The organism is Microbulbifer sp. S227A, assembly GCF_049800935.1.
The window spans coordinates 17,020-35,752 of sequence record NZ_JBNAFZ010000004.1; the positions used below are offsets into that span (position 1 = coordinate 17,020).

General features: G+C 58.6%; 19 protein-coding genes. 1 reads left to right on the forward strand and 18 read right to left on the reverse strand.

The genetic code is table 11. From position 1 onward, the window contains the following. Positions 1-6: 6 nt before the first annotated feature. From ACP15R_RS10640 to ACP15R_RS10720, 17 genes are all read right to left on the reverse strand, one after another. Positions 7-984, reverse strand: a complete 978-nt coding sequence (locus tag ACP15R_RS10640; RefSeq protein WP_424986386.1) for a GIY-YIG nuclease family protein — start codon at positions 982-984, stop codon at positions 7-9. Then, positions 977-1,492, reverse strand: coding sequence for a hypothetical protein (locus tag ACP15R_RS10645; protein WP_424986387.1), 516 nt, complete (start codon positions 1,490-1,492; stop codon positions 977-979). The genes ACP15R_RS10640 and ACP15R_RS10645 overlap by 8 nt, the downstream gene beginning before the upstream one ends. Positions 1,493-1,501: 9 nt before the next feature. Further along, positions 1,502-2,431, reverse strand: coding sequence for a DUF5655 domain-containing protein (locus tag ACP15R_RS10650; RefSeq protein ID WP_424986388.1), 930 nt, complete (start codon positions 2,429-2,431; stop codon positions 1,502-1,504). Further along, positions 2,428-3,618 (reverse strand): restriction endonuclease subunit S, encoded by a 1,191-nt coding sequence (locus tag ACP15R_RS10655; RefSeq protein WP_424986389.1) that lies wholly within the window; start codon positions 3,616-3,618, stop codon positions 2,428-2,430. The genes ACP15R_RS10650 and ACP15R_RS10655 overlap by 4 nt, the downstream gene beginning before the upstream one ends. After that, entirely contained in the window at positions 3,615-5,135 is a 1,521-nt protein-coding gene (locus tag ACP15R_RS10660) for a type I restriction-modification system subunit M (protein ID WP_424986390.1), read from the reverse strand. Before ACP15R_RS10660 ends, ACP15R_RS10655 begins: the two co-directional genes overlap by 4 nt. Beyond that, positions 5,135-8,551: a DEAD/DEAH box helicase family protein gene (locus ACP15R_RS10665; protein ID WP_424986391.1), complete on the reverse strand. Its 3,417-nt coding sequence runs from the start codon at positions 8,549-8,551 to the stop codon at positions 5,135-5,137. Before ACP15R_RS10665 ends, ACP15R_RS10660 begins: the two co-directional genes overlap by 1 nt. Next, complete coding sequence (locus ACP15R_RS10670) at positions 8,548-9,402, reverse strand: WYL domain-containing protein (RefSeq protein WP_424986392.1); 855 nt, start codon at positions 9,400-9,402, stop codon at positions 8,548-8,550. The genes ACP15R_RS10665 and ACP15R_RS10670 overlap by 4 nt, the downstream gene beginning before the upstream one ends. Positions 9,403-9,564: 162 nt before the next feature. Continuing rightward, on the reverse strand, positions 9,565-9,987 hold the full coding sequence (locus ACP15R_RS10675; protein ID WP_424986393.1) for a ribbon-helix-helix protein, CopG family: 423 nt from the start codon (positions 9,985-9,987) through the stop codon (positions 9,565-9,567). Between the two features lie 9 nt (positions 9,988-9,996). Then, the gene (locus ACP15R_RS10680) at positions 9,997-11,991 is read right to left on the reverse strand and encodes a conjugal transfer protein TraG (protein ID WP_424986394.1); all 1,995 of its coding nucleotides are present in this window, start codon (positions 11,989-11,991) and stop codon (positions 9,997-9,999) included. 17 nt (positions 11,992-12,008) lie between these two features. Further along, positions 12,009-13,766, reverse strand: coding sequence for a relaxase/mobilization nuclease domain-containing protein (locus ACP15R_RS10685; protein WP_424986395.1), 1,758 nt, complete (start codon positions 13,764-13,766; stop codon positions 12,009-12,011). Positions 13,767-14,013: 247 nt separating this feature from the next. Next, a complete protein-coding gene (locus ACP15R_RS10690; RefSeq protein ID WP_424986396.1) occupies positions 14,014-14,718 on the reverse strand; it encodes a lytic transglycosylase domain-containing protein in 705 nt (234 codons plus the stop codon). Next, entirely contained in the window at positions 14,705-15,232 is a 528-nt protein-coding gene (locus ACP15R_RS10695; protein ID WP_424986397.1) for a S26 family signal peptidase, read from the reverse strand. Before ACP15R_RS10695 ends, ACP15R_RS10690 begins: the two co-directional genes overlap by 14 nt. Beyond that, the gene (locus ACP15R_RS10700) at positions 15,229-15,687 is read right to left on the reverse strand and encodes a DUF2840 domain-containing protein (protein ID WP_424986398.1); all 459 of its coding nucleotides are present in this window, start codon (positions 15,685-15,687) and stop codon (positions 15,229-15,231) included. The genes ACP15R_RS10695 and ACP15R_RS10700 overlap by 4 nt, the downstream gene beginning before the upstream one ends. Positions 15,688-15,691: 4 nt before the next feature. Next, the gene (locus ACP15R_RS10705) at positions 15,692-15,973 is read right to left on the reverse strand and encodes a helix-turn-helix transcriptional regulator (RefSeq protein WP_424986399.1); all 282 of its coding nucleotides are present in this window, start codon (positions 15,971-15,973) and stop codon (positions 15,692-15,694) included. A gap of 178 nt (positions 15,974-16,151) precedes the next feature. Beyond that, on the reverse strand, positions 16,152-16,697 hold the full coding sequence (locus ACP15R_RS10710) for a DUF2285 domain-containing protein (RefSeq protein WP_203198784.1): 546 nt from the start codon (positions 16,695-16,697) through the stop codon (positions 16,152-16,154). A gap of 28 nt (positions 16,698-16,725) precedes the next feature. Then, positions 16,726-16,896: a transcriptional regulator domain-containing protein gene (locus ACP15R_RS10715; protein ID WP_203198785.1), complete on the reverse strand. Its 171-nt coding sequence runs from the start codon at positions 16,894-16,896 to the stop codon at positions 16,726-16,728. A gap of 131 nt (positions 16,897-17,027) precedes the next feature. Beyond that, the gene (locus ACP15R_RS10720) at positions 17,028-17,300 is read right to left on the reverse strand and encodes a DNA -binding domain-containing protein (protein ID WP_203198786.1); all 273 of its coding nucleotides are present in this window, start codon (positions 17,298-17,300) and stop codon (positions 17,028-17,030) included. A gap of 140 nt (positions 17,301-17,440) precedes the next feature. Here ACP15R_RS10720 and ACP15R_RS10725 point away from each other — a divergent pair, with 140 nt between their 5' ends. Further along, the gene (locus ACP15R_RS10725; RefSeq protein ID WP_424986400.1) at positions 17,441-17,653 is read left to right on the forward strand and encodes a helix-turn-helix domain-containing protein; all 213 of its coding nucleotides are present in this window, start codon (positions 17,441-17,443) and stop codon (positions 17,651-17,653) included. 178 nt (positions 17,654-17,831) lie between these two features. Here the strand turns inward: ACP15R_RS10725 and ACP15R_RS10730 are convergent, their stop codons facing one another. Further along, the gene (locus ACP15R_RS10730; protein WP_424986401.1) at positions 17,832-18,710 is read right to left on the reverse strand and encodes a helix-turn-helix transcriptional regulator; all 879 of its coding nucleotides are present in this window, start codon (positions 18,708-18,710) and stop codon (positions 17,832-17,834) included. Positions 18,711-18,733 lie beyond the last annotated feature (23 nt).

An 18,733-nucleotide genomic window follows, 5' to 3' on the forward strand; every position in this document is an offset into this window, starting at 1 on the left:
TCATTTTTATTTCACGCCCATGGCTTTGCCAGCCGCAGCGAGAATCTTGGGTATCTTGGAAAAACAAAAAGTTTGGAAAGCCCGCTCAATCGCAGACCAATCACCGGTGTAGAACTCTCCAGCTTGTGAGGTGAATTCTCTGGCAAAGAGCTCTTTCAATTCGGTTTCGTAGTTGTGAGCCGTATCGCCGTCTTCAAATGGCTGGTTATGCTTGAGTTCCCACCTGCAAACCGCGCGATCAGGGAACCCGCCATTGACTTCTTTCAACCGGCGGTTCGGATCATTCGATCTGCCGATCTTCACCAGAGCTTTGCCGACATGAGGGCCAGCTTTTCCAAGCAGCGCCTCAGCATCAGCTGACAGCTTCATCAGGTAGAGGTGGTTCTCTCCATCTTCATGCGTTGAGGTGCGGTCCCCGAAACTAGGAGGAATACCCTTGGACGGCTTGAGCAGGTCGTTCATATAGCCGCTGACGAGTTCATCCGCCGCGATGGGAGGTTCACCGTAGACGTTCACCTGCCGGACATGGTGGCTGAGCGCCCTGCGCTTTTCGTCTGGCTCAAGCAGGACAGCCTTGGTCGTTCTCTCGAACCGCTTCTTGCTGTCATAGGCAATCGGCGCAATGGTCTTGATGTGAACCCGGTTGGTGACGCGCCATGCTCGGACAACTTTCAGGCCGTAGGTCCACCTGTCCTGAAAACCGTGATCGAGCTTCCACTTCCTCGACTCCTCAGTCTGCCGGTCCAGATCATGGCATCGCTCCAACTTGACTTCCATGAAGCCAAGGGCCTGCCTCTGCAGATCGGCGTCAGTGAGAGAGTCTACGGCGCCGTAGATGAGGACAAGATCCCCGTCCTTCATCTTGGTCAGCATGTCTTCGCGCTGCGCTTCATGGGTGAAGCCGATGTATCCTGCTTCCTCGGGGTTGAAGCCGTAGAATGCGCGCACCCATATCTGGCGGTTTTCGGGGAGGAGCTCACCCATCGGCGCGCCCCGTCGTCAGCTTCGGAAAGTTCTCCGAAAACGCCGCGAGAACTGCCGACCAGTTTTCCGGATCGGATTGAGCCTTGCTGCGCACCACATTGAGGACCGAATAGCCAGCATCGGCTAATGCGTCGCGCAGGTCCCGTTCCAGTGCTGCCATCCGGTCGCGAACAGGTTTGTGTAGCTCCATCTGCTCGCCATGATCCTGCTCGGCAGTCTTCCCGATTTCCGGAAAAATCGGCCCGTAGGAGACCAGATCGTATTGGGCGCATTGCTCCGGTTCGATTCCCTGTTCGCTTAGCAAGCGGCGAAGGCTGTTTGATGCTTTCTGAAATCCCAGATGCTGCCCCATCCGCGTGTACGGCGCGGTCGCATAAGGGCTGCTGTTGTCACCGGTTCGACCGACATACAGGCGCTCACCCTTCGGCGTGTCGATCCGCCAGACATAGAGCCAGAACCCGCGTTGTAGCATCGGGCCGGGCAGGGTGAGGGTGTGGAGTTCCGCCATCACCCGACCTCACGCATTCTCATAGCTGCGCTCGAACAGCGGCTTGGCCTTCTCGAAGTCCTCTATCGAGCGGATGGTGATTTCCAGATCGCCGGTGCCGAAATGGCCGATGTTGCGCACGTCGCGGGTAAAGCCGTCTTCCAGCGTGATCGTGTCGGGGTCGACCTTGACGTGGACGATCAGCTTGCGCTCCTGGGTCTTGATCTCGACGCAGGCGAAATTCTTGATCCGCTTGAAGGCGAAATAGAAACGCAGCACCTTGAACTGCACATCATCGCCCAACCCTTCGAGATGTTCCTTCACCGCATCAAAGAGGGCGCGCAGTTCAGCGTCCGCCTTGTCGAGATATTGCGAGACGGTGGTGTATTTCTGCTTTTGCCCGCCGTCTGTGCCGCCATCAACCTTATCAGTCGCGATCACGCCGTTCAGCGGAGCAGAGGCCGCATTGACCTGTTCCAGCAGCAGCAGGTCATCGTCGAACTTCATGTAGCGGATAAGCTCGATATTGCGGTTCATCTGCTTGATGGCGTGCTCATCATAGCGGGAGAAGTCGCCGGCAATGCAGATCAGGCGCGGTGACGACCACTCGACGGACTGCGCGGCCTTCTCGCCGAACTTCTTCAGCACCAGCATCTCGAAGTCACCGCGGTGCGTCACCAACCAATCGAGATAGAACAGGCCCTGATTGATGACGTTCATGTTGGAGGAACGTTTGTATTCGATGATCACAGGGCAGGAATTTTCATCGATGCCGAGCGTGTCCATCCGTCCGCCATGGTCGCGGCCGGTAGAGAATTCCGACGCCAGAAAGCGGACACCGAGAAAGGTCTCCAAGTTCTGCTCGATCAGCGTCTGCAGGGATTTTTCCAGCGCCAGCGATGTGCCATGCACCTCGCAGACATCCGTGCCGCCAATCCGGAAGAGTTTCAGATCGCTCATAGCTCCCCCCGGAATGCGCGTTGCGATAGGGAAGCGAAAAGGCGTTCGCTTTCGTTTGCGGCTTCTGCGGTTGCTTCATTTGAGGCAATCGTTCGCCAGTAGATCGATGAAAAGTCTCGTTGCAGGTCAAGCGGAGGGATCGGAATGGAGTGGGCCATTAATTTGGCCTTTGAGATATTCAACATTGAGCCGCTCGTTCCACTTGCCTTCTCGCAAAGAATTTCTCGATATTTCTTATGCGAAAAGACAAATTTAAGGTAAGGATTGAGCGCCCTTTTTTCGTTTGGGTCCAATCGCCATAGCTTGTCGGGAAGAAATACGTTACCTGCTTCACGGTGCACAATACAAGTTGCAGCGACTAGTTCACGTGTGTTTGCCCTACTGAAGAGAAGATTTCCTTTCCTGGGGATTATCAATTGCTTACCATCTGGTATTGAAGTGACAGTTTTATTTTCACTGGGAAGATACTGGCCGGACGTGACGGCACTTATCTTCAACACTCCCACCTCATTGTCGGAGGCAGGCCGAGCGTCGCCTTTTGCACTCCATCCGCCAACTGTCCCCAGAAGGCAGTCGTCCACAGTACCTATGTTCCAAGCCTTGGGATTTTGGACCGGATCACCAAACATCTCCAGAAACACCGACTTGAGAAAATCGTCGGCGAGGGCGAGGGCCTGCTGGCGTTTGCGGCGGATGGCATCGGCCTTGTCGAGGATCTTTGCAATTCGGCGTTGTTCGCCGACAGGCGGAAGCGGAATCTTGACATTCGAAACGATGGCTTTCGAAACCTCCTTGAACGTGGCCCCGTTCCCCAAATCTTGAATTTGTTGCTTGTTCGCGACCAACCACCAATAGAGATAATCAGAATTCAAATCCTCTGATGGTACAAAACTCTTGAACCCTTGATTGGTGGCCATCGGAGTCTGGTTGATCGCGACCAGACCTATAGGTGCCCTGGAACTGAAAAGGACTGAATTCGGAGGCAAAAGCCGTGCAGCACACGATTTCAAGCCTGCGTCAGTAATCCGCCTTTCAGTTGAGGCGATGTGTTTGGCCTTGAGGTTCGACAAGTCAGTTGGTGTCGCCCATGCAATCTCGCCGCCCCAAAAGTCTGGCACGGTGGATTTCGGGGTCGCGCCGCTGATGATATCAGCAACCTCACCGAGTTGAACCTGTTGCCAGCTCATCCCAACATACCCTCAAGTTCGGCGAGGTCCTTGGCTATGGCGGTGTTGAGTTTTTTCATCCGCTCCAGGATATCCTTCGGCTGGTCGTATTCCTGCTCTGTGTAAATGCGTTCCTTGTACTTGGAGAGCGAGAGGTCGAAATTCGCCTCGCGGATGTCATCGGCCGGAACGAAGAAGGCCTTCTGCTTGCGGTCCGTGTCGCGCTTCGGATCGCGGTTCCGCCAGGCCGCGATGCAATCCGGCAGGTCATTCGCCTCGATTTGGTCGCGCTTATCGTCCAGCGAGTAACCGTCCGCCTCCACATCGTAGAAGAAGACATCATCGGTGCGCCCGCCCTTGGTGAAGACGAGGATGCCGGTGGACACACCCGCATAGGGCTTGAACACGCCGGACGGCAGCGAGATCACCGCCTCCAGCTGGTTGTGATCGACCAAGAGCTTGCGCAGCGCCACATGGGCGGTGGACGAGCCGAAGAGCACGCCATCGGGCACAATGGTGGCCGAGCGCCCGCCGGTTTTCAGCATGCGCAGGATCAGCACGAGGAACAGCAGTTCCGTCTTCTTCGTCTTCACCTGCCGCAGCAACCCGGCATGCACATCTTCGAAATCGAGCGAGCCCTTGAAGGGCGGATTGGCGAGGACGATGTCAAAGCCTTCGCTTGCGGATTTGGGGAAGCGCTCAGGAAAGCTGTTGCTCAGCGTGTCCTGGTAATGGATGTCGGGATTGTCGACACCGTGCAGCATCATGTTCATGGCCGCGATGCGCAGCATGGTGGCGTCGAAATCGAAGCCATGGAACATGTCGTTGCGGATATGGGTCCAATGATCCTCGAGCAGGTCGCCGGTGAAGGTCTTCTCGGTCTTGCCGGTGTCCGGATCCGTTTCCTCCATCACCGCCTCGGGCGACGTGTGGTTTTCGAGAAGGTAGTTCATCGTCTCGACCAGAAAGCCGCCGGTGCCACATGACGGATCGGAAATCACATCGGTGGGCTTGGGCTCCAGCATGTCCACCATCAGGCGGATGATGTGGCGCGGCGTCCGGAACTGGCCGTTGATGCCTGCCGTGGTCAGCTTGCCAAGCAGGTATTCGTAAAGGTCGCCCTTGGTGTCGCCAGCGGTGAGCGGGAGATCGTTGATCATGTTGACCGCTTTCACCAGAAGGCTGGGCTTCTGGATCATCAGCTGCGCATCCTTCATGAACTCGGCGAAGGTGGTGCCGACGGAAGCCTTGCGGAAATGCGGGAAGACGCGGTCGCGCACCAGCGGCAGCATCTCGTCGGCACCCAGATGGCGGAACTGCGACCAGCGGAGTTCCTGTTCATCAGCATTGAACCGGCGCTTGAACTCCACGCCGCTGCGCTTCAGGCGGTTTTCGTCGCGGGCCTCGTTCACGTCGAGCAGGCGCACGAAGATCAGGAAGGTGATCTGCTCGATCACCGTCAGCGGATTGGTGATGCCGCCAGTCCAGAACTCGGTCCAGAGGGCATCGATCTTCTTTTTCAATTCGCCGGTTACCATTAGTGCAGCTTTCCTTGGGATGTATCGGCTCCGTCATCGCCTTTGGGCGCCGGAGCGAAGAGATTGACGATCTTCATCAACTGGTTGATGTCATCGGGTTTTTCGAAAATGCCCTCGGGACCATCGGCATCGACAACCGTGAATGGCTGGTCGTAGAGGCGGTCGATGGTGATGAAACCGAACTTGATGATGTGGTTTTGCAGCAGCGCCAGGAAGCGTGTCTGCTTGGCGGTCAGTTCGGGATGGCCCAGCACGAAAGCCGAGAACTTTTCCTTCACGGCCTGTTCTTCGAGCCCGACCATCTTGCGGATGGTGATGTCGAGCGGCAGCGTCGTGGACGCAAAAAACTCTTCCAGCGCGTTGCGGCTGACATCGGGGTTCTGGGTCAGGACCAGCGAGATGATTGCGTTGAGGTCCTCGGGCGTGACCGCCTCGCCTGCGCGGATTTTCTTCAACGTCGCGTTGGTCTCGAAGTGCTTCTTTAGTTCCGCCTCGACGAGCTGCTCATAGGCAGCCATATCCACGGTCTTGAGCGAAGCGCTGCGGCGCGAGGACTGCACGAGACCGGTGTCTTCCGTGATGTCGACGATCTTGGGGCCGTTGCCGCCAATCTTCTGTCGGTCGCGGTATACCATGATGCTGCGCAACGGCTCGCGCACGGCCTCAAGGTCCATCACGGTCACGCCGTTCCAGAAGGCATCGGACTTGGCCTTTTTGATCAACTCGGCCTGTTCCCGAACCGGGTTGAGATGCATCTGGAGCGAGCCCAGCCGGTCGAGGAAATCGATCTTGAGATCGGTGACTTCGGCAGACTGTTGCAGGACCGCGATCTGGGCCTTGCACACAAGCAGATCGAACGCATGCGCCTCGGCCTTGCCCCTGATATCGCGCCATTGCATCAGCGGGGCGATGGTCTGGCGTAGCACCGATACTGTCCCGGGATCGAACCGTTTCAGGTTCTCAATCGAAGCAGTCGAGCGCTTCTCCCGCCACTTCTCCCGCACAGCGACAGTGTTTTCATCGAGCGCATTGATGTCCGCAGCGATCAACTGGATCACGTGATCGAAGACGGCAATCTCGCTGTTCTGCAGTGCCGTTTCAGCAAGCTGGATGCGCTGTTCGAAAAGCTGTTGGAGCAGTGATTTCGTTACCGTCGGCTCGGCAGGTTTGTAGCCCTCTTCGAAGCGTTTGAAGTTGGCCCAGTGATCGAAGATCCGGAAGACGGTCTTGTCCTTGCCGGAGCCAAACAGATCGGGGCAAAGCCGTGTGCCGCGTCCCACCATCTGCCAGAACTTGACCGGAGAGCGAACAGGCTTGGCAAAAACGAGGTTCACGATCTCAGGCACATCGATACCAGTATCCAGCATATCCACCGAAATAGCGATGGTGAGCTCGCTGTTGGTGCCCGTGCCCTTGAAATCGTCAATCAGGCTTTCTGCGCGTGGGTCATAGTTGTCGATCACCTGACAGAATTTTCCGCCATATTGCGGATACATCTCGTCGAATAGCCGGCTCATCAGCATGGCGTGTTCGTGATTGCGCGCAAAGATGATCGTCTTGCCGATGGTCTGTCCGTTCGCATCTCGGATGCCGTTTTCCATTAGATTGCGAATGATCACACGGTTGGTGTCGCGATTGTAAATCGCCTTGTCGATCTGTTCTGAAGAGTAGTCGTAGTCGTTTGGGTCTTCGCCTTGGGCTTCCAGTTCGTCGATTTGCGTTTGGGTCAGCCCATCAAGCGTGATGCCGTCACGAAGGAACTGAGTGGTATGATCGATCACCTCGAAGGGAACGAGATGCCTCTCACCCACCGCCTCTTCCAGATCATAGCTGAAGGTCGGCAGCTTGCCCTCGCAATTGAAAAGGCCAAAGGTCGATCGTGTCACGAAATTGACCGGCGTCGCCGTCAACCCGACCTGGAGGCTGTCGAAATAGTGAAAGAGATCTCCATAGATGTTGTAGATGCTGCGGTGCGACTCGTCAGCGATAATCAGATCGAAGAACCCTACATCGAATGACTGATACACCTTGAGCATCGCTGGGTACGTCGAAATGAATATGCGCTCCGTGGCAGCACCGTTGACACGAGAGTTGACCACCCGGATCGGCTCTGAATCGAGGAAGTCAGTGAAGGCGTTTTTCGCCTGTTTGCGGAGCTCCTTACGGTCGCACAGAAACAGCACCCGCTTTGCCCATCCGGCGCGGATCAGCAATTCGGCAAGAGCGATCGCAACACGCGTCTTGCCGGTACCTGTTGCCTGGACGATCAACGCCTTTCGATGCTTGTCGGTAAAGCGCTCGGACACGCGTTTGATCGCTTCGATCTGATACAAGCGATTGACGATCCGCTCTTGCGGTACCAGCGACTTAAGATCCTTGCGGCTCTTCCGCTGGAACTTGACGAGATACTGCAGACTGTCCATGGAGTAGTAGCCGAACACCTTTCGCGGCGGGTACCCGGCTGCATCGTCCCACATCCAGATATCGTATCCGTTGGTGTAGAAAATGACCGGCCGCTGGCCAGACTTCTTCTCTAGTGCATCTGCGTACAGCACCGCTTGCTTTCGACCGAGTTCCGGATCGACGGAGGTCTTCTTTGCCTCAATAACCGCCAGTGGCGAGCCGTCTGCGTCCAACAGGACATAGTCGACGAAGCCCTTTCCGGACGGCGTAGGTTGGCCATCGACCTCCATCTCTTTCACGACTTCATTCGTCGATGTTTCTCCCGTCGCAACATTCCAACCGGCAGCTGCGATTAGGTTGTCAATGATGCGGGACCGAGTTGTCGCCTCGTTGAACTCAAGGACGTCGGCGGTCCGCTGAGCAGATTTTGCGAGGCCTGCTAGTTCGTCAGCCTTTTTCTCGGCGGCTTGAACTTGCTCGCGGGACTTTTCTACCTCTGCCAAAAGCGCAACGATTTGCTCTTCCTGAGCAGCTAGCTTTTGGAGGGTCTGCTTCTCTTGCTGAGTAAGCGGTTGCTGTTCCTTGCCCACGCTTTCGAGTTTTGGCTGCTCGAATGCCGGTAGCGTTTTGTGGTCTACCTGACAGTAGTTGATGATAGCCCACTTACTGAGGTCATGAGCTTCCTTGAGCAACCACAGGGCGTCATTCCGGGAAACATCATCGCCGTGTGCCGCCTTATTTCCGAATTTCCTTATGGCATGCAGCTTGTTCAGTACGACTTTTGGCACCACGGCTACAAAGGCGCTGTTGGTGAGAAGATCGATTTGAGTCGGTCTAACCGGTTTGGGCAGATGAAGTGCGTGATAGATGTCCTTCACCAGATTCTCTGCCAGAAGCCGGAGATTGAATATAGCACTCCTGGCATCGAGCATCGCGTAGCTCTCGGCCCTTGCGCCAAGAACAGCAACCTCGGGCCAGTGGTCCTTTAGAAAGTCGAAATTGGAGGCGGTCATTTTGTCGCCTCCTCGACGGCGGCGTCGAAAGCCGATTTGTTCTCAATAATCACCGGGCATTCGCCTGGGTCGTCCATGAGATGCGCAACGTCTAACCGCAAGCGCTTCTCAAAATAGTACAACATGGCCATCCGCGTGGAAACGGTAAGCCTTGCGTCGCGCATGCCATAGTCGGTTGCCACTACCCTCTTCTGCGAAGTGGACAGTGCGGGGTTGGGCACGAGGCGGATCTCGAAAGACTTGTTCCAATAGATATCGTCATGAACCGATGCGGCAGATGCTCCAGGCTCGCGGGAGCCAAGACACCTAGATATCAGGAAGTCTTTGAATTTTTGATCGATGTGACAGTAGGCCCTCGTGTGCCAACGAAGCCCATCAGTTGCAAAGCTGTGGGGTGTTATACGGCGCCAGATTGCATCGGGTTTGTTCGAGCTCATCGACTGATACAGAATTTCCACCGACTGATTGGTCGCAATGCACTCAGTCAGGGATTGCAGCACAAATGGGTCAATCAGTCGCTTCGGAATCGGGATACCTTCAGTCGGCAGCAGTACAGGATTTTGACAATCATCTGCTTCTCTCAACAGGCCATTGAGGAATACATCTGGCTTCAGCTCTATGAAATGAGGCGCAAACTCCTTCGTCACAAAGTACCGCTTCTCGCTGTGATCGTATTTTATGTTTTGCGGGTATAGAGACTGGTAGGCTGCTATATCCTTGGAAGCTTGAGGTACCGAGATGCCAAAATGCGATGTGAGGTCGACACGGTTTAGGCTACCAAGCCAGAAGGCTTGGTACTCGATAAACTGGAACCTTTGTTCCGTCGCCCATTTCAGTTCGGTGGCGGCCATCGCTCGACTCGCAGTTGGGTATAATAAATATTCGTATATAAAGTATCCGAACCAAGGTCAACCGACTTTGTTGAGGCCGGGATCGACGCCTTGAAGAACGTCAAATTGAGCAACGAACTTTGATTAATTCCATGTTTTTGATAACTTTTTCTGTTCCTCTTGCTAATCTTGGACTTTGGGGTTTGGCTCTTCCCGAGATAGCTCTCTTGTCAAGGTCGTTCCTTTTCCCAGCCGCCGCGCCAGCGTCTCAACGAAGCCTCCATACCGCTCTTTCCCTTTCGCCTTGGCCGCCAAGTATGTGTCATCGGGCAGGGGTGGTGTCGTGGTCAACCAGAAGCGGACGAACAGCGCGAGCGCCTCAGTCGTGATCTCCTGGTCACGTTCCAAACGCTCCGACGACCTCGTCAGGCGGTCCAGCCTGCGGACGATCGCGGCCTCGCTGTGTTCGGCGCTGTCGGGTGAGAGGAACGAAGCCAAGGCCGCCTCGATTATCTGGGTTTTGGGAACGCGCCGCCGCGCGGCCAGTTCGTCGATTTCATCGAAGAGCGCGGCATCGACATAGGCGGTGATCTTGGCTTTCTTCATCGCGTCACCTCACAGTTCAATGCCGTCGTCGGGATCGAGGGCCGCTTGACGCGCGACGTTGCGGAAGCGGGTTTGCATGGCGCGGGCGCGTTGGGCCTCGTCGTCGGGCTCGTCTTCGAGGGCCGCGAATTCCTCGCGCGGAAACGGCAATTCAGGCGCCACATCTTCATGCTCGGGGATCTCAGGTTCTCGTCGGATGCCGCCATCTGCATCGTCAGCGGGCTTGTTCGTGGCAGCTTCCGGAGGCGGCAGGATCGGCTGAAGACAGCTCCAATCGTCGGATCCCGCAGAGCTGACGGGTGCAGATGCTTCGACGATAGGCGGCTTTTGGATTCTCGCCGTCAGTTGCGCATCGCGGAAGTACCGCACTTTTTGTGCCCGGATCGGGGCCGCGCCCGACACGAGGATGATTTCGTCGTCGGACGGTAGCTGCATGATCTCACCGGGGGTCAGCAAGGCGCGGGCGGTTTCCTGGCGCGAGACCATCAGATGTCCGAGCCAGGGTGAAAGGCGGTGGCCAGCATAGTTTTTCATCGCGCGCAGTTCGGTCGTGGTGCCGAGTGCGTCGGACAGGCGCTTCGCCGTGCGCTCGTCATTGGTCGCGAAGGCGACGCGGACATGGCAGTTGTCCAGGATGGCGTTGTTCTGGCCATAGGCCTTTTCGATCTGGTTCAGCGACTGGGCGATCAGGAAGGCCTTGAGGCCATAGCCCGCCATGAAGGCGAGCTGGGATTCGAAGAAGTCGAGACGGCCGAGGGCGGGGAACTCGTCGAGCATGAACAGAAAGCGGTGCTTGCGGTTGGTGTTGTGCAATTCTTCCGTCAGGCGGCGGCCGATCTGGTTCAGGATCAGCCGGACCAGCGGTTTCGTGCGGGAAATGTCCGACGGCGGCACCACGAGGTAGAGGGTGAGCGGCCGCGCATCCGAGACCAGATCATCGATCCGCCAGTCGCAGCGCCGGGTCACGGCGGCGATCACGGGGTCGCGGTAGAGACTGAGGAAGGACATGGCGGTGGACAGGACGCCGGAGCGTTCGTTCTCGGATTTGTTCAGCAGCTCGCGAGCGGCCTGGGCGACCACCGGATGCGGGCGATCTCCGAGATGGGCAGTCCGCATCATTGCAGTCAGTATGGCGGCGATGGGACGCCGCGGATCGGACAGGAAGGCGGCGACGCCTGCCAGTGTCTTGTCCTTCTCGGCATAGAGAACATGCAGGATCGCGCCGACCAGAAGGGAGTGGCTGGTCTTCTCCCAATGGTTCCGTCGCTCGAGCTGGCCTTCGGGATCGACGAGGATGTCGGCGATGTTTTGCACGTCCCGCACCTCGCGCTCCCCGCGACGAACCTCGAGCAGCGGATTGTAGGCGGCGCTGACCGCGTTGGTCGGATCGAATAGCAGGACGCGCCCGAACCGCGCCCGCCATCCGGACGTGAGCTGCCAGTTCTCGCCCTTGATGTCGTGGATAATCGCGGAGCCGGGCCAGGTCAGCAGGCTCGGGATCACCAGGCCGACGCCCTTGCCGGAGCGGGTGGGCGCGAAGCAAAGCACGTGTTCCGAACCATCATGCCGGAGGTAGCGCTTGTCGAGACGGCCCAGCACGACCCCGTCGTCTGCGAACAGCCCGGCGGCGGTGATATCCTTGGGGCTTGCCCATCTGGCAGAGCCATAGGTTGTCACGTCGCTCGCCTCGCGCGCCCGCAAGACGGACAGCAAGATGGCGACGGCAATCGCGGCTATCCCACCTGCGCCGGCGATTGCAGCTCCTTCCATAAAGACGCGGGGTGCGTAGGCATCATACCAATACCACCAGGTGAAGACTTGCCACGGGCGATAGATCGGCAGGCCGAACAGGGCGGTGAGGGGCGCGCCAAGCTGGGGTTGGAACCCCAGACGAAACGCGACCCATTGCGTCGCTGCCCAGACGAAGAGCAGCGCTACGATGCTGACGATGAGGATCTGGCCCCAGAGGATCTTGGTGGCCGATGATGTGTCCTGACGGCTCATGGTGATGTCCTTTCCGCTCAGAGGCTCAGCCCGCGCTTGCGCCCGAAGCTCCAATCGATCCCGCCTCCGGGTGTCATCGTGCCCGTGACGGTCTGGCCGAGATGACGTTCGAGTTGCGGGGTCCAGGGGACGAGCGAGAATCCGAGCCCATCGTCGATCATGGCGAAGCGGCCCGAGGCGAGATCGAGGCGTTGGCGAAACGTGCCTGCGACGGGCTCGCCCTCGGTCGGCTTGTGGTGGGGAAGCCCGGTTTGTTCGGTGAGGTCCTGAGCGATGGCGTCCAGTTCGCGGTTGCGCAGGGTGGCCAGCAGATCGCGGGCAAAGGTGACCCGCTGCCCTTGCCGTCGGGCGAGGCCTTCGGCGACAAGGTGATCCGAGCGGCGTTCCAATGCTTGGCGAACCTCTGCGCCAAATCCGGCACCGCTCAGCGGTGCGCGGTCCCGGGCAAGATGCAGGCGGTCAAGCCAGGTGGCGCCATCCGCCTCGATCTGGGCGGCAATCGACAGATCGGAACGACCGACAAGAGACAGTTGGGGTATCCCGTCTGTCTTCCTTGTCCAGAGCCGGGTTTCGACAATGCCACCTTGCGACGTGTCGCCGGTCGCATCGAGATCCCGGAAGCGCAGGTGATGAACGCGCCCATCAACACCGTCGATGATCGCGTAGCCGGTCCCGGCGTGGTCGTCATGAAAGCCGCGTTCCACCAGCCGCCCGAGGATTGGCGCGGTGGGCGTGCCTTCGATGGCGAAATCGCCCGCTGCGCGATTACGGTCGGCGCCCATGGCTCGGTGCATTCGTTTGATGATGTCGCCGCGCATCCCAAGCTCGCGCAAAGTCTCTTCGGCATTCGGTTTCAACTCCCAAACGGCAGGGGCGATTTGTTCGGCCTGCCCGAGCCTCTGCAGTGTTTGGGCGCGGCCGATCATCAAGCGGCGGAGCTTCGGATCGCGGGGCTCCGGCGTGCCGCGCCGCAGGTCGGCGATGCCGGCGTGATCGTCCGCCAGGGATCGCAGGCCGCGGTCGAGATCGGTCCAGCGCTCCGCTGTGACCTGCGTTTCCAGCGATTGTGAAATCTCCCGCTCGCTGCGAGGTCCCAGTTCCAGTTGCACGAGCTCTTCCGCGCGCGCCCGAAACCCCCGGCTTATGTAGTCACGCGAGATGACGAGATCGCGACCATCGTCGGCCTTTCCGCGCAACAGGATGTGGACATGTGGGTTGTCGGTGTTCCAGTGATCGACCGCGACCCAGTCGAGTGTTGTGCCGAGATCCCGTTCGGCTCGGGCCATCAGATCCCGGGTAAAGGCGCGCAGATCCTCGAGATCGCCCGCGTCTTCCGGCGAGATGATGAACCGGAAATGATGCCGGTCGTCTTCGCAGCGCGCCGCAAATCCGCCCCGGTCGAGATCATCGCGTTCAGACCCGAACAAGTCGGCGTCGCGCCCGTCCTGACCGACGCCATCGCGCTGCAGGTAGCCGAGATGCTTGGCCATGGGCGCGGAGCGATAGCGCTTGCCCTGGTGGCGCACGACGCGTGCATTGACTATGACGCGCCGAGATGTGCGCGACATTTTCAGCGCTGCTCTCTGAAAGCGCCCACGTCCGAAAGATCTGGAAGTCGATTGAGGTTGCTTGGCTCCGAAACGATAACCCGTCTGACCGGACTTGCGGGCAGCGCGCATTACCTCACTGACAAAGCGTGTCGGTTGCTTCGAGGTCCTGCCGCCGTCGCGGATTCGCCCGGGCCGGATACGGAGATCGTCGTCGCGCCCGGTCATGGTTGTGCACGCTCGCAGAACATGCTGCCGCACAAAGAATATCGCACAATCAGTACTTTAGATGAAGTCCTGCGGCATGCAGCTTGGATGTGCCGCGCAAATCCTCGCAGAGAAACAACAGCTTGAGGTCCGCTTGCGGCACCTCTTTTATCTTGCGCTCTTTCTGTTGAGACCCTGCGCGTCGACCCTCTCCGGCACATTCCTGCGACCGGGCTTTCCAGACCTCGCCATGGTGCGATTTCGCCGATCATGGCGTTCGCCCCCGGCTGAGAGGCACGAAGATGCCGTACTGAGACGCGTCTGACGTAATCCGTTGGGTGTCATCATCCGGGGTTTGACCCGCCTCAGCCGTTGCCGTGAAGAGCGGGGCGTCGCGCCAGTCCTGCGTCCTCTGCGGGTTGTTCACTGCCCGCGCGACGTCGGTTCCATCGGTGATGAGTGGCGCGAGGATGGCGAGGTAATTGCGGGTTTCAAGCGGCAAGGCGCGCCCGGTATCAAGGTGCTCCTGGTACCGTGCAGGGCCCACATTGTAGGCTGCGAGAAAGCCCGGCGACCCGAACCGGTCGTACATTTGCCGCAGATAGGCGGTACCGGCCAGGATGTTGTCGCGTGGATCGTAAGGGTCATTGCCAAGCCGGTGGGCTGTGCGCAGCTCTGCCCAAGTGCCGGGCATGATCTGCATGAGCCCCATAGCGCCTGCGTGGCTGATCGCGCGCGGATTGCCCGCACTCTCGACCTCCATGACGGCACAGATCCAGGGCTGCGGGATGCCGAACCTGCGCGCGGCTTCTGCGATATGGATGTCGATGGGCTGCTGCTCAAATGCTGGAACACTGTGGTCTTGAGCGATCACGGCGGACGGTACCACTGCAATGGGCATGCAGAGGATCAGTGCAAGCGCGGTAGTAACGCCCGCGTGCCGACGGCTGTGACGGCGTTCAAGACGACGCATCTTCCGCCCCTCCATATGTCCAAAGAGGGATGGCGCGTCCGAGGATCGTGTCCGCTGAAAAGGGCCCGAAATACCGTCCATCGAGGCTGTCCGCGACACCTGCGACGAGCAAGAAAACCTCGTCTGACCCTAGCGTGATACATCCTGTCCAACGGGGAAGTGGGCGACCGTGCCGGTCAGCCGATGCTGCCTGGGCAACAACGGTACCGTCGATGGCGATATCAACGCCGTCGCGACAGACGGTCATGCCTGAGACGGCCGCGACGCGCTTCAACAACAATGTATCCGCACCGACATAGCCGCGCTCAACCACCCAGGATGACAGGTCATCCGGCAGGCGCACGGCAACGAGATTGCCCAGCGGTGGCGGGTTCGACGCTCGAACAACGTAAAGACCGACGGGCACGCTTGCTGAGGCATTCCAGACCAGACGCGGTGCGCGGTCGATCTGTGCGACTGCAAGCAAGCCGAGCGACAAGCCGGCCGCGAGGAGGGGAGGGACCGCCGCGCTCATGTCGTCACCATGCGACGCTTGAGCCAGGCCGCGTGCCGGGCAGGGGTGTAGGGCCGGGGCTCCAATGCCGCGGTCAGGCGGTTGTGGACGTGCCGCCAATGATCGGGGCAGACATCTTCCGGCGCGATGCCATAGCTTTCCACGATGTCGATAGAGCGAAGTGCCGCCTCGACCTTGGGCCAGCCGGAGAGGTGCAGCAAAAGCTCGCCACTCGGCGTGACGCAGGGCACCGTCGAGCAGGGCTCGCCAGCACCGACGGCGCGCAGAATGTCAATCCGGCTTTCAACAGTGCCGTGGTCGTTCGACGACCAGCGGACGAGAGCGAAGATTGCGCCGGGGGCAAAGGCCACGCGTTTTTCCGTACGCGCCAGGATGGTTGCCTCGGTAATCCGGCCGAAACGGATCCAGCGCTCGATGCGCCCTTCGATCCATGTGAGGTGGACAATTGTCTGCATCGCCTCAGCGTCCCCGCCGCAGATAGGCCGGCGAAACAGCGGCATGGCGTTTGGCGGGTAGAACGCGGTCTTCGGTCTCGTCCGAGGTTGAGGTTTTCTCGCCTCGTGTGACCCACGCCTGCAGATCTTCGACTGCATAGACGACGCGCCCGCCGATTTTCGAGTACCGCGGTCCTGTCCCGTAGGTTCTGTGTTTTTCCAACGTACGGCCAGACAGGCCGAGAAATCGGGCGGCTTCCGGGGTTCTGAGGTAGCGGGGTGGTAGTCCTTCGTTGGGGTCGGGCATTTGAGCATCTCCGGCTGCTAGGCCTAGCGACGGCGCGTCGCGGGCTGTCGGAGGTCATCAAAACGGAGAAGGGACTAGGGGAGGGATGACGAAGATCGCGGCGCGAAAACGTAACCCCCCCAAGCGCCAACAGGATCGGGGTCTGATGAGGGTTCGATTTTTGGAGATCGCGCGGTGATCACTTGCGCGGCTTGGAGCGCCCTGTTGGTCCCTTGCCGAGAAGGAGAAAGCGGTAGCCTTTAGTGGTCAGATGCGTTCCATGGGCTGACAGTCGGATGATCTGGGCCTTAAGGGAGCTGGTTTTCCAATGCTCGTGAGAAACAGCCTCCGCGCCGAACAACTGCCGCGCGATCGTCTGGTAGCTGGCACGGTCCCGGCGCGCGTCGAGCGTGCGCAGTGCAAGCTGGATGCGCCGTCGCTGCTGCGACGTCAGGGGCGAAGGGGATCGTTTGCGGTACAACAGTTGCGCGCGGAGCGCTGTGAGTATGTCGACACGTGCCGCCCAATGTTCGTCCAGCGGCACAAGAATCCCAATCGGGCGTTGGATGCTTTTGGCATCCAGCACAAGCAATGCGCCGGTTTCCAGGCGCACATACATCAAACCGTTCTGCGTTCCGATGACCGTCAGATCATCTGTATCGATACGTGTCGCCGTTGTGTCGCCGCCGGGGACCGGCACAGCATACCCGACCGCTGCCGGGGCGATTGATGGCTTCCAGAACACGGGTGCATTGGGCGCGTCGATGTCCGGATCAACCGGGAAATCGCAACCCCCATGCGGCCGGTGATTTCAATCCATCCCGCATTTGCGGGTAATTGGCGCGATAGTCGGAATTGCGGCGCAAGCATTCCCAGGCCAGCCCGGACAGGGTTAGACTGTCGAAATGCTTGTAAGCCGCTTCGTCCTGCCAATCTTTGGTCATGGCGAAGCTCCGCGTCAGCTGTTTCGATGGGCGTTGAGTATAGCCTGGTGACGCGTCAAAACGACGGCAAGAAAGGTTGCCCTTCGCAACCTGCGCGGGTGTTTGCCGATGTCGGACGGATCGGGCGAAGTTCAGCCAGTTCGGCCCTCGAGTAGCTTGCGATAGCCGTGCTCCGTCATCCAGCGGGCGCGGGCGAGGTGGCTGTCGTACATCTTTTTGGCACGCTCTGGTTCTTCGCCGGCATCTATCCCGAAAAGAACCTCACTGACTTCCTGCAGGCTGGCACCGCTTTCAGCGGCATCAAACAGGCGCAAGTACAGCGTCATATGCGCGTGGTCGTAGTCGGTCAGTTCATCGCTTTGTGGTGCGAGATCAGCGATCGGCGTGGTGCCGGTGGCAGACATGATTCCCCCTCGCCGTTGGGCGTTAAGGACCATAACAGCACATCAGATTGCATGTGCAAGCTCGGATCACGGTCAGTCAAACTGCAGATGAGTATTATAATACGTCGCACCAAAATACGCGATAGGTTCTTTACTCGCGGATGGACATCCGCGTTGTTTTCGCAAGGAATCTCAAGCATTACCGCCAAGCCTGCGGGCTGACGCAGGGCGCTTTAGCGGCGGCTATGGACGTCGACCGTGCGCATGTCAGCGCGATGGAGAGGGAAGAGCAGAACGTTACCATAGTGACTCTGCAGAAGGTCGCGAACGCATTGGGTGTCGAGCCAGCGCAGCTACTTGCCAAGTCTGAGTGACAGTATGTCTCGGCGGAAAGTCTACATTCGCGGTACCTGCAGCTCGCAATCGCTAACTTCAGCGGAGTAGATTTTCGCAGTTTGCACACATCTCTTTATGGTCTCTTCATAATGGGCAAAGGCAAAGAGTTCGCGCAGCTCATCGATCATGTTTTGGCGCGGACGGTGGGCCAACGCCTCAGGATGGAGCACAATTTAGTGCCTTCTCAAAGGCAGCCTTGTTAGCCACAACAATCGGCGCCTCTTGTGGTCGATCAAGCGCCTCGGCAACATCCAGTCGGAGACGTTTATTGAAGTAGTAGAGAAGGGCTTTTCGCACACTTAGCCTCAGTTCGTTGTCTTCCATATGGTAATCCGAAGCGATCACGCGCTGCTGTGCCTTCGAAAGTTTTGGGTTTGGCTTGAGCCGTAGATCGATGAATTCCTGCCAAAGCCGGTCATCATCCGGCGTCGCTTCGGCTAAGCCTGTGACTTTGCATTGCAGGCAGCGCGACAACAGAAAATCTTTAAACTTCTTGTCGATATGGCAGAAGGCCCGGACGTGCCAGCGAAAGCCGTCGTGACCGAAGGCATGAGGACTGATACCACGTGTCTCTGGGTCGGGACGCTTAGGGTTCATCGACTGGTAGACGATCTCTGTTGCCTTGCCTTCGCGAATGGCGGCGAGGATGGAGCGCAGGACGCTCGGTTCAACGCGGCGGTGCGGGATCGGCATGAGATCCGCCTCCGGCATGTTCGAAAGCCATATGCCTTCTGGACGCATGCCATCATCGGCCACCGCCCTGAGCTGTGACAGGTACTGATCGGAGTCCGGGTCGATCAGGCGGGGCTTGAATCCAGCTGAGGTGAAGTACCGCTTCTCGCTCTTGTCGTACTCCATGTTGCCAGGAGCGATTTCCTGATACTGGCTCAGGTCTTTCGAGGCTTGCGGGACTGAAACTCCAAAGAAACTCGTGAGTTCCCCGCGGTTTATTCCCCCTTCCCAGTACAAGCGAAACTCGATGAATTCGAGCCGTCGCTCCACGCCCCACCTTAAGCCCTGTGCCGGTTCGCCCATTCTCTTCCCTCCCTGCACACATA

What these genes read in the sequence shown, in the direction of transcription:
- ACP15R_RS10640 (WP_424986386.1), bottom strand. Translation starts at nt 984, where the DNA reads ATGGGTGAGCTCCTCCCCGAAAACCGCCAGATATGGGTGCGCGCATTC.
- ACP15R_RS10645 (WP_424986387.1), bottom strand. Translation starts at nt 1,492, where the DNA reads ATGGCGGAACTCCACACCCTCACCCTGCCCGGCCCGATGCTACAACGC.
- ACP15R_RS10650 (WP_424986388.1), bottom strand. Translation starts at nt 2,431, where the DNA reads ATGAGCGATCTGAAACTCTTCCGGATTGGCGGCACGGATGTCTGCGAG.
- ACP15R_RS10655 (WP_424986389.1), bottom strand. Translation starts at nt 3,618, where the DNA reads ATGAGCTGGCAACAGGTTCAACTCGGTGAGGTTGCTGATATCATCAGC.
- ACP15R_RS10660 (WP_424986390.1), bottom strand. Translation starts at nt 5,135, where the DNA reads ATGGTAACCGGCGAATTGAAAAAGAAGATCGATGCCCTCTGGACCGAG.
- ACP15R_RS10665 (WP_424986391.1), bottom strand. Translation starts at nt 8,551, where the DNA reads ATGACCGCCTCCAATTTCGACTTTCTAAAGGACCACTGGCCCGAGGTT.
- ACP15R_RS10670 (WP_424986392.1), bottom strand. Translation starts at nt 9,402, where the DNA reads ATGGCCGCCACCGAACTGAAATGGGCGACGGAACAAAGGTTCCAGTTT.
- ACP15R_RS10675 (WP_424986393.1), bottom strand. Translation starts at nt 9,987, where the DNA reads ATGAAGAAAGCCAAGATCACCGCCTATGTCGATGCCGCGCTCTTCGAT.
- ACP15R_RS10680 (WP_424986394.1), bottom strand. Translation starts at nt 11,991, where the DNA reads ATGAGCCGTCAGGACACATCATCGGCCACCAAGATCCTCTGGGGCCAG.
- ACP15R_RS10685 (WP_424986395.1), bottom strand. Translation starts at nt 13,766, where the DNA reads ATGACCGGGCGCGACGACGATCTCCGTATCCGGCCCGGGCGAATCCGC.
- ACP15R_RS10690 (WP_424986396.1), bottom strand. Translation starts at nt 14,718, where the DNA reads ATGCGTCGTCTTGAACGCCGTCACAGCCGTCGGCACGCGGGCGTTACT.
- ACP15R_RS10695 (WP_424986397.1), bottom strand. Translation starts at nt 15,232, where the DNA reads ATGAGCGCGGCGGTCCCTCCCCTCCTCGCGGCCGGCTTGTCGCTCGGC.
- ACP15R_RS10700 (WP_424986398.1), bottom strand. Translation starts at nt 15,687, where the DNA reads ATGCAGACAATTGTCCACCTCACATGGATCGAAGGGCGCATCGAGCGC.
- ACP15R_RS10705 (WP_424986399.1), bottom strand. Translation starts at nt 15,973, where the DNA reads ATGCCCGACCCCAACGAAGGACTACCACCCCGCTACCTCAGAACCCCG.
- ACP15R_RS10715 (WP_203198785.1), bottom strand. Translation starts at nt 16,896, where the DNA reads ATGACCAAAGATTGGCAGGACGAAGCGGCTTACAAGCATTTCGACAGT.
- ACP15R_RS10720 (WP_203198786.1), bottom strand. Translation starts at nt 17,300, where the DNA reads ATGTCTGCCACCGGCACCACGCCGATCGCTGATCTCGCACCACAAAGC.
- ACP15R_RS10725 (WP_424986400.1), top strand. Translation starts at nt 17,441, where the DNA reads ATGGACATCCGCGTTGTTTTCGCAAGGAATCTCAAGCATTACCGCCAA.
- ACP15R_RS10730 (WP_424986401.1), bottom strand. Translation starts at nt 18,710, where the DNA reads ATGGGCGAACCGGCACAGGGCTTAAGGTGGGGCGTGGAGCGACGGCTC.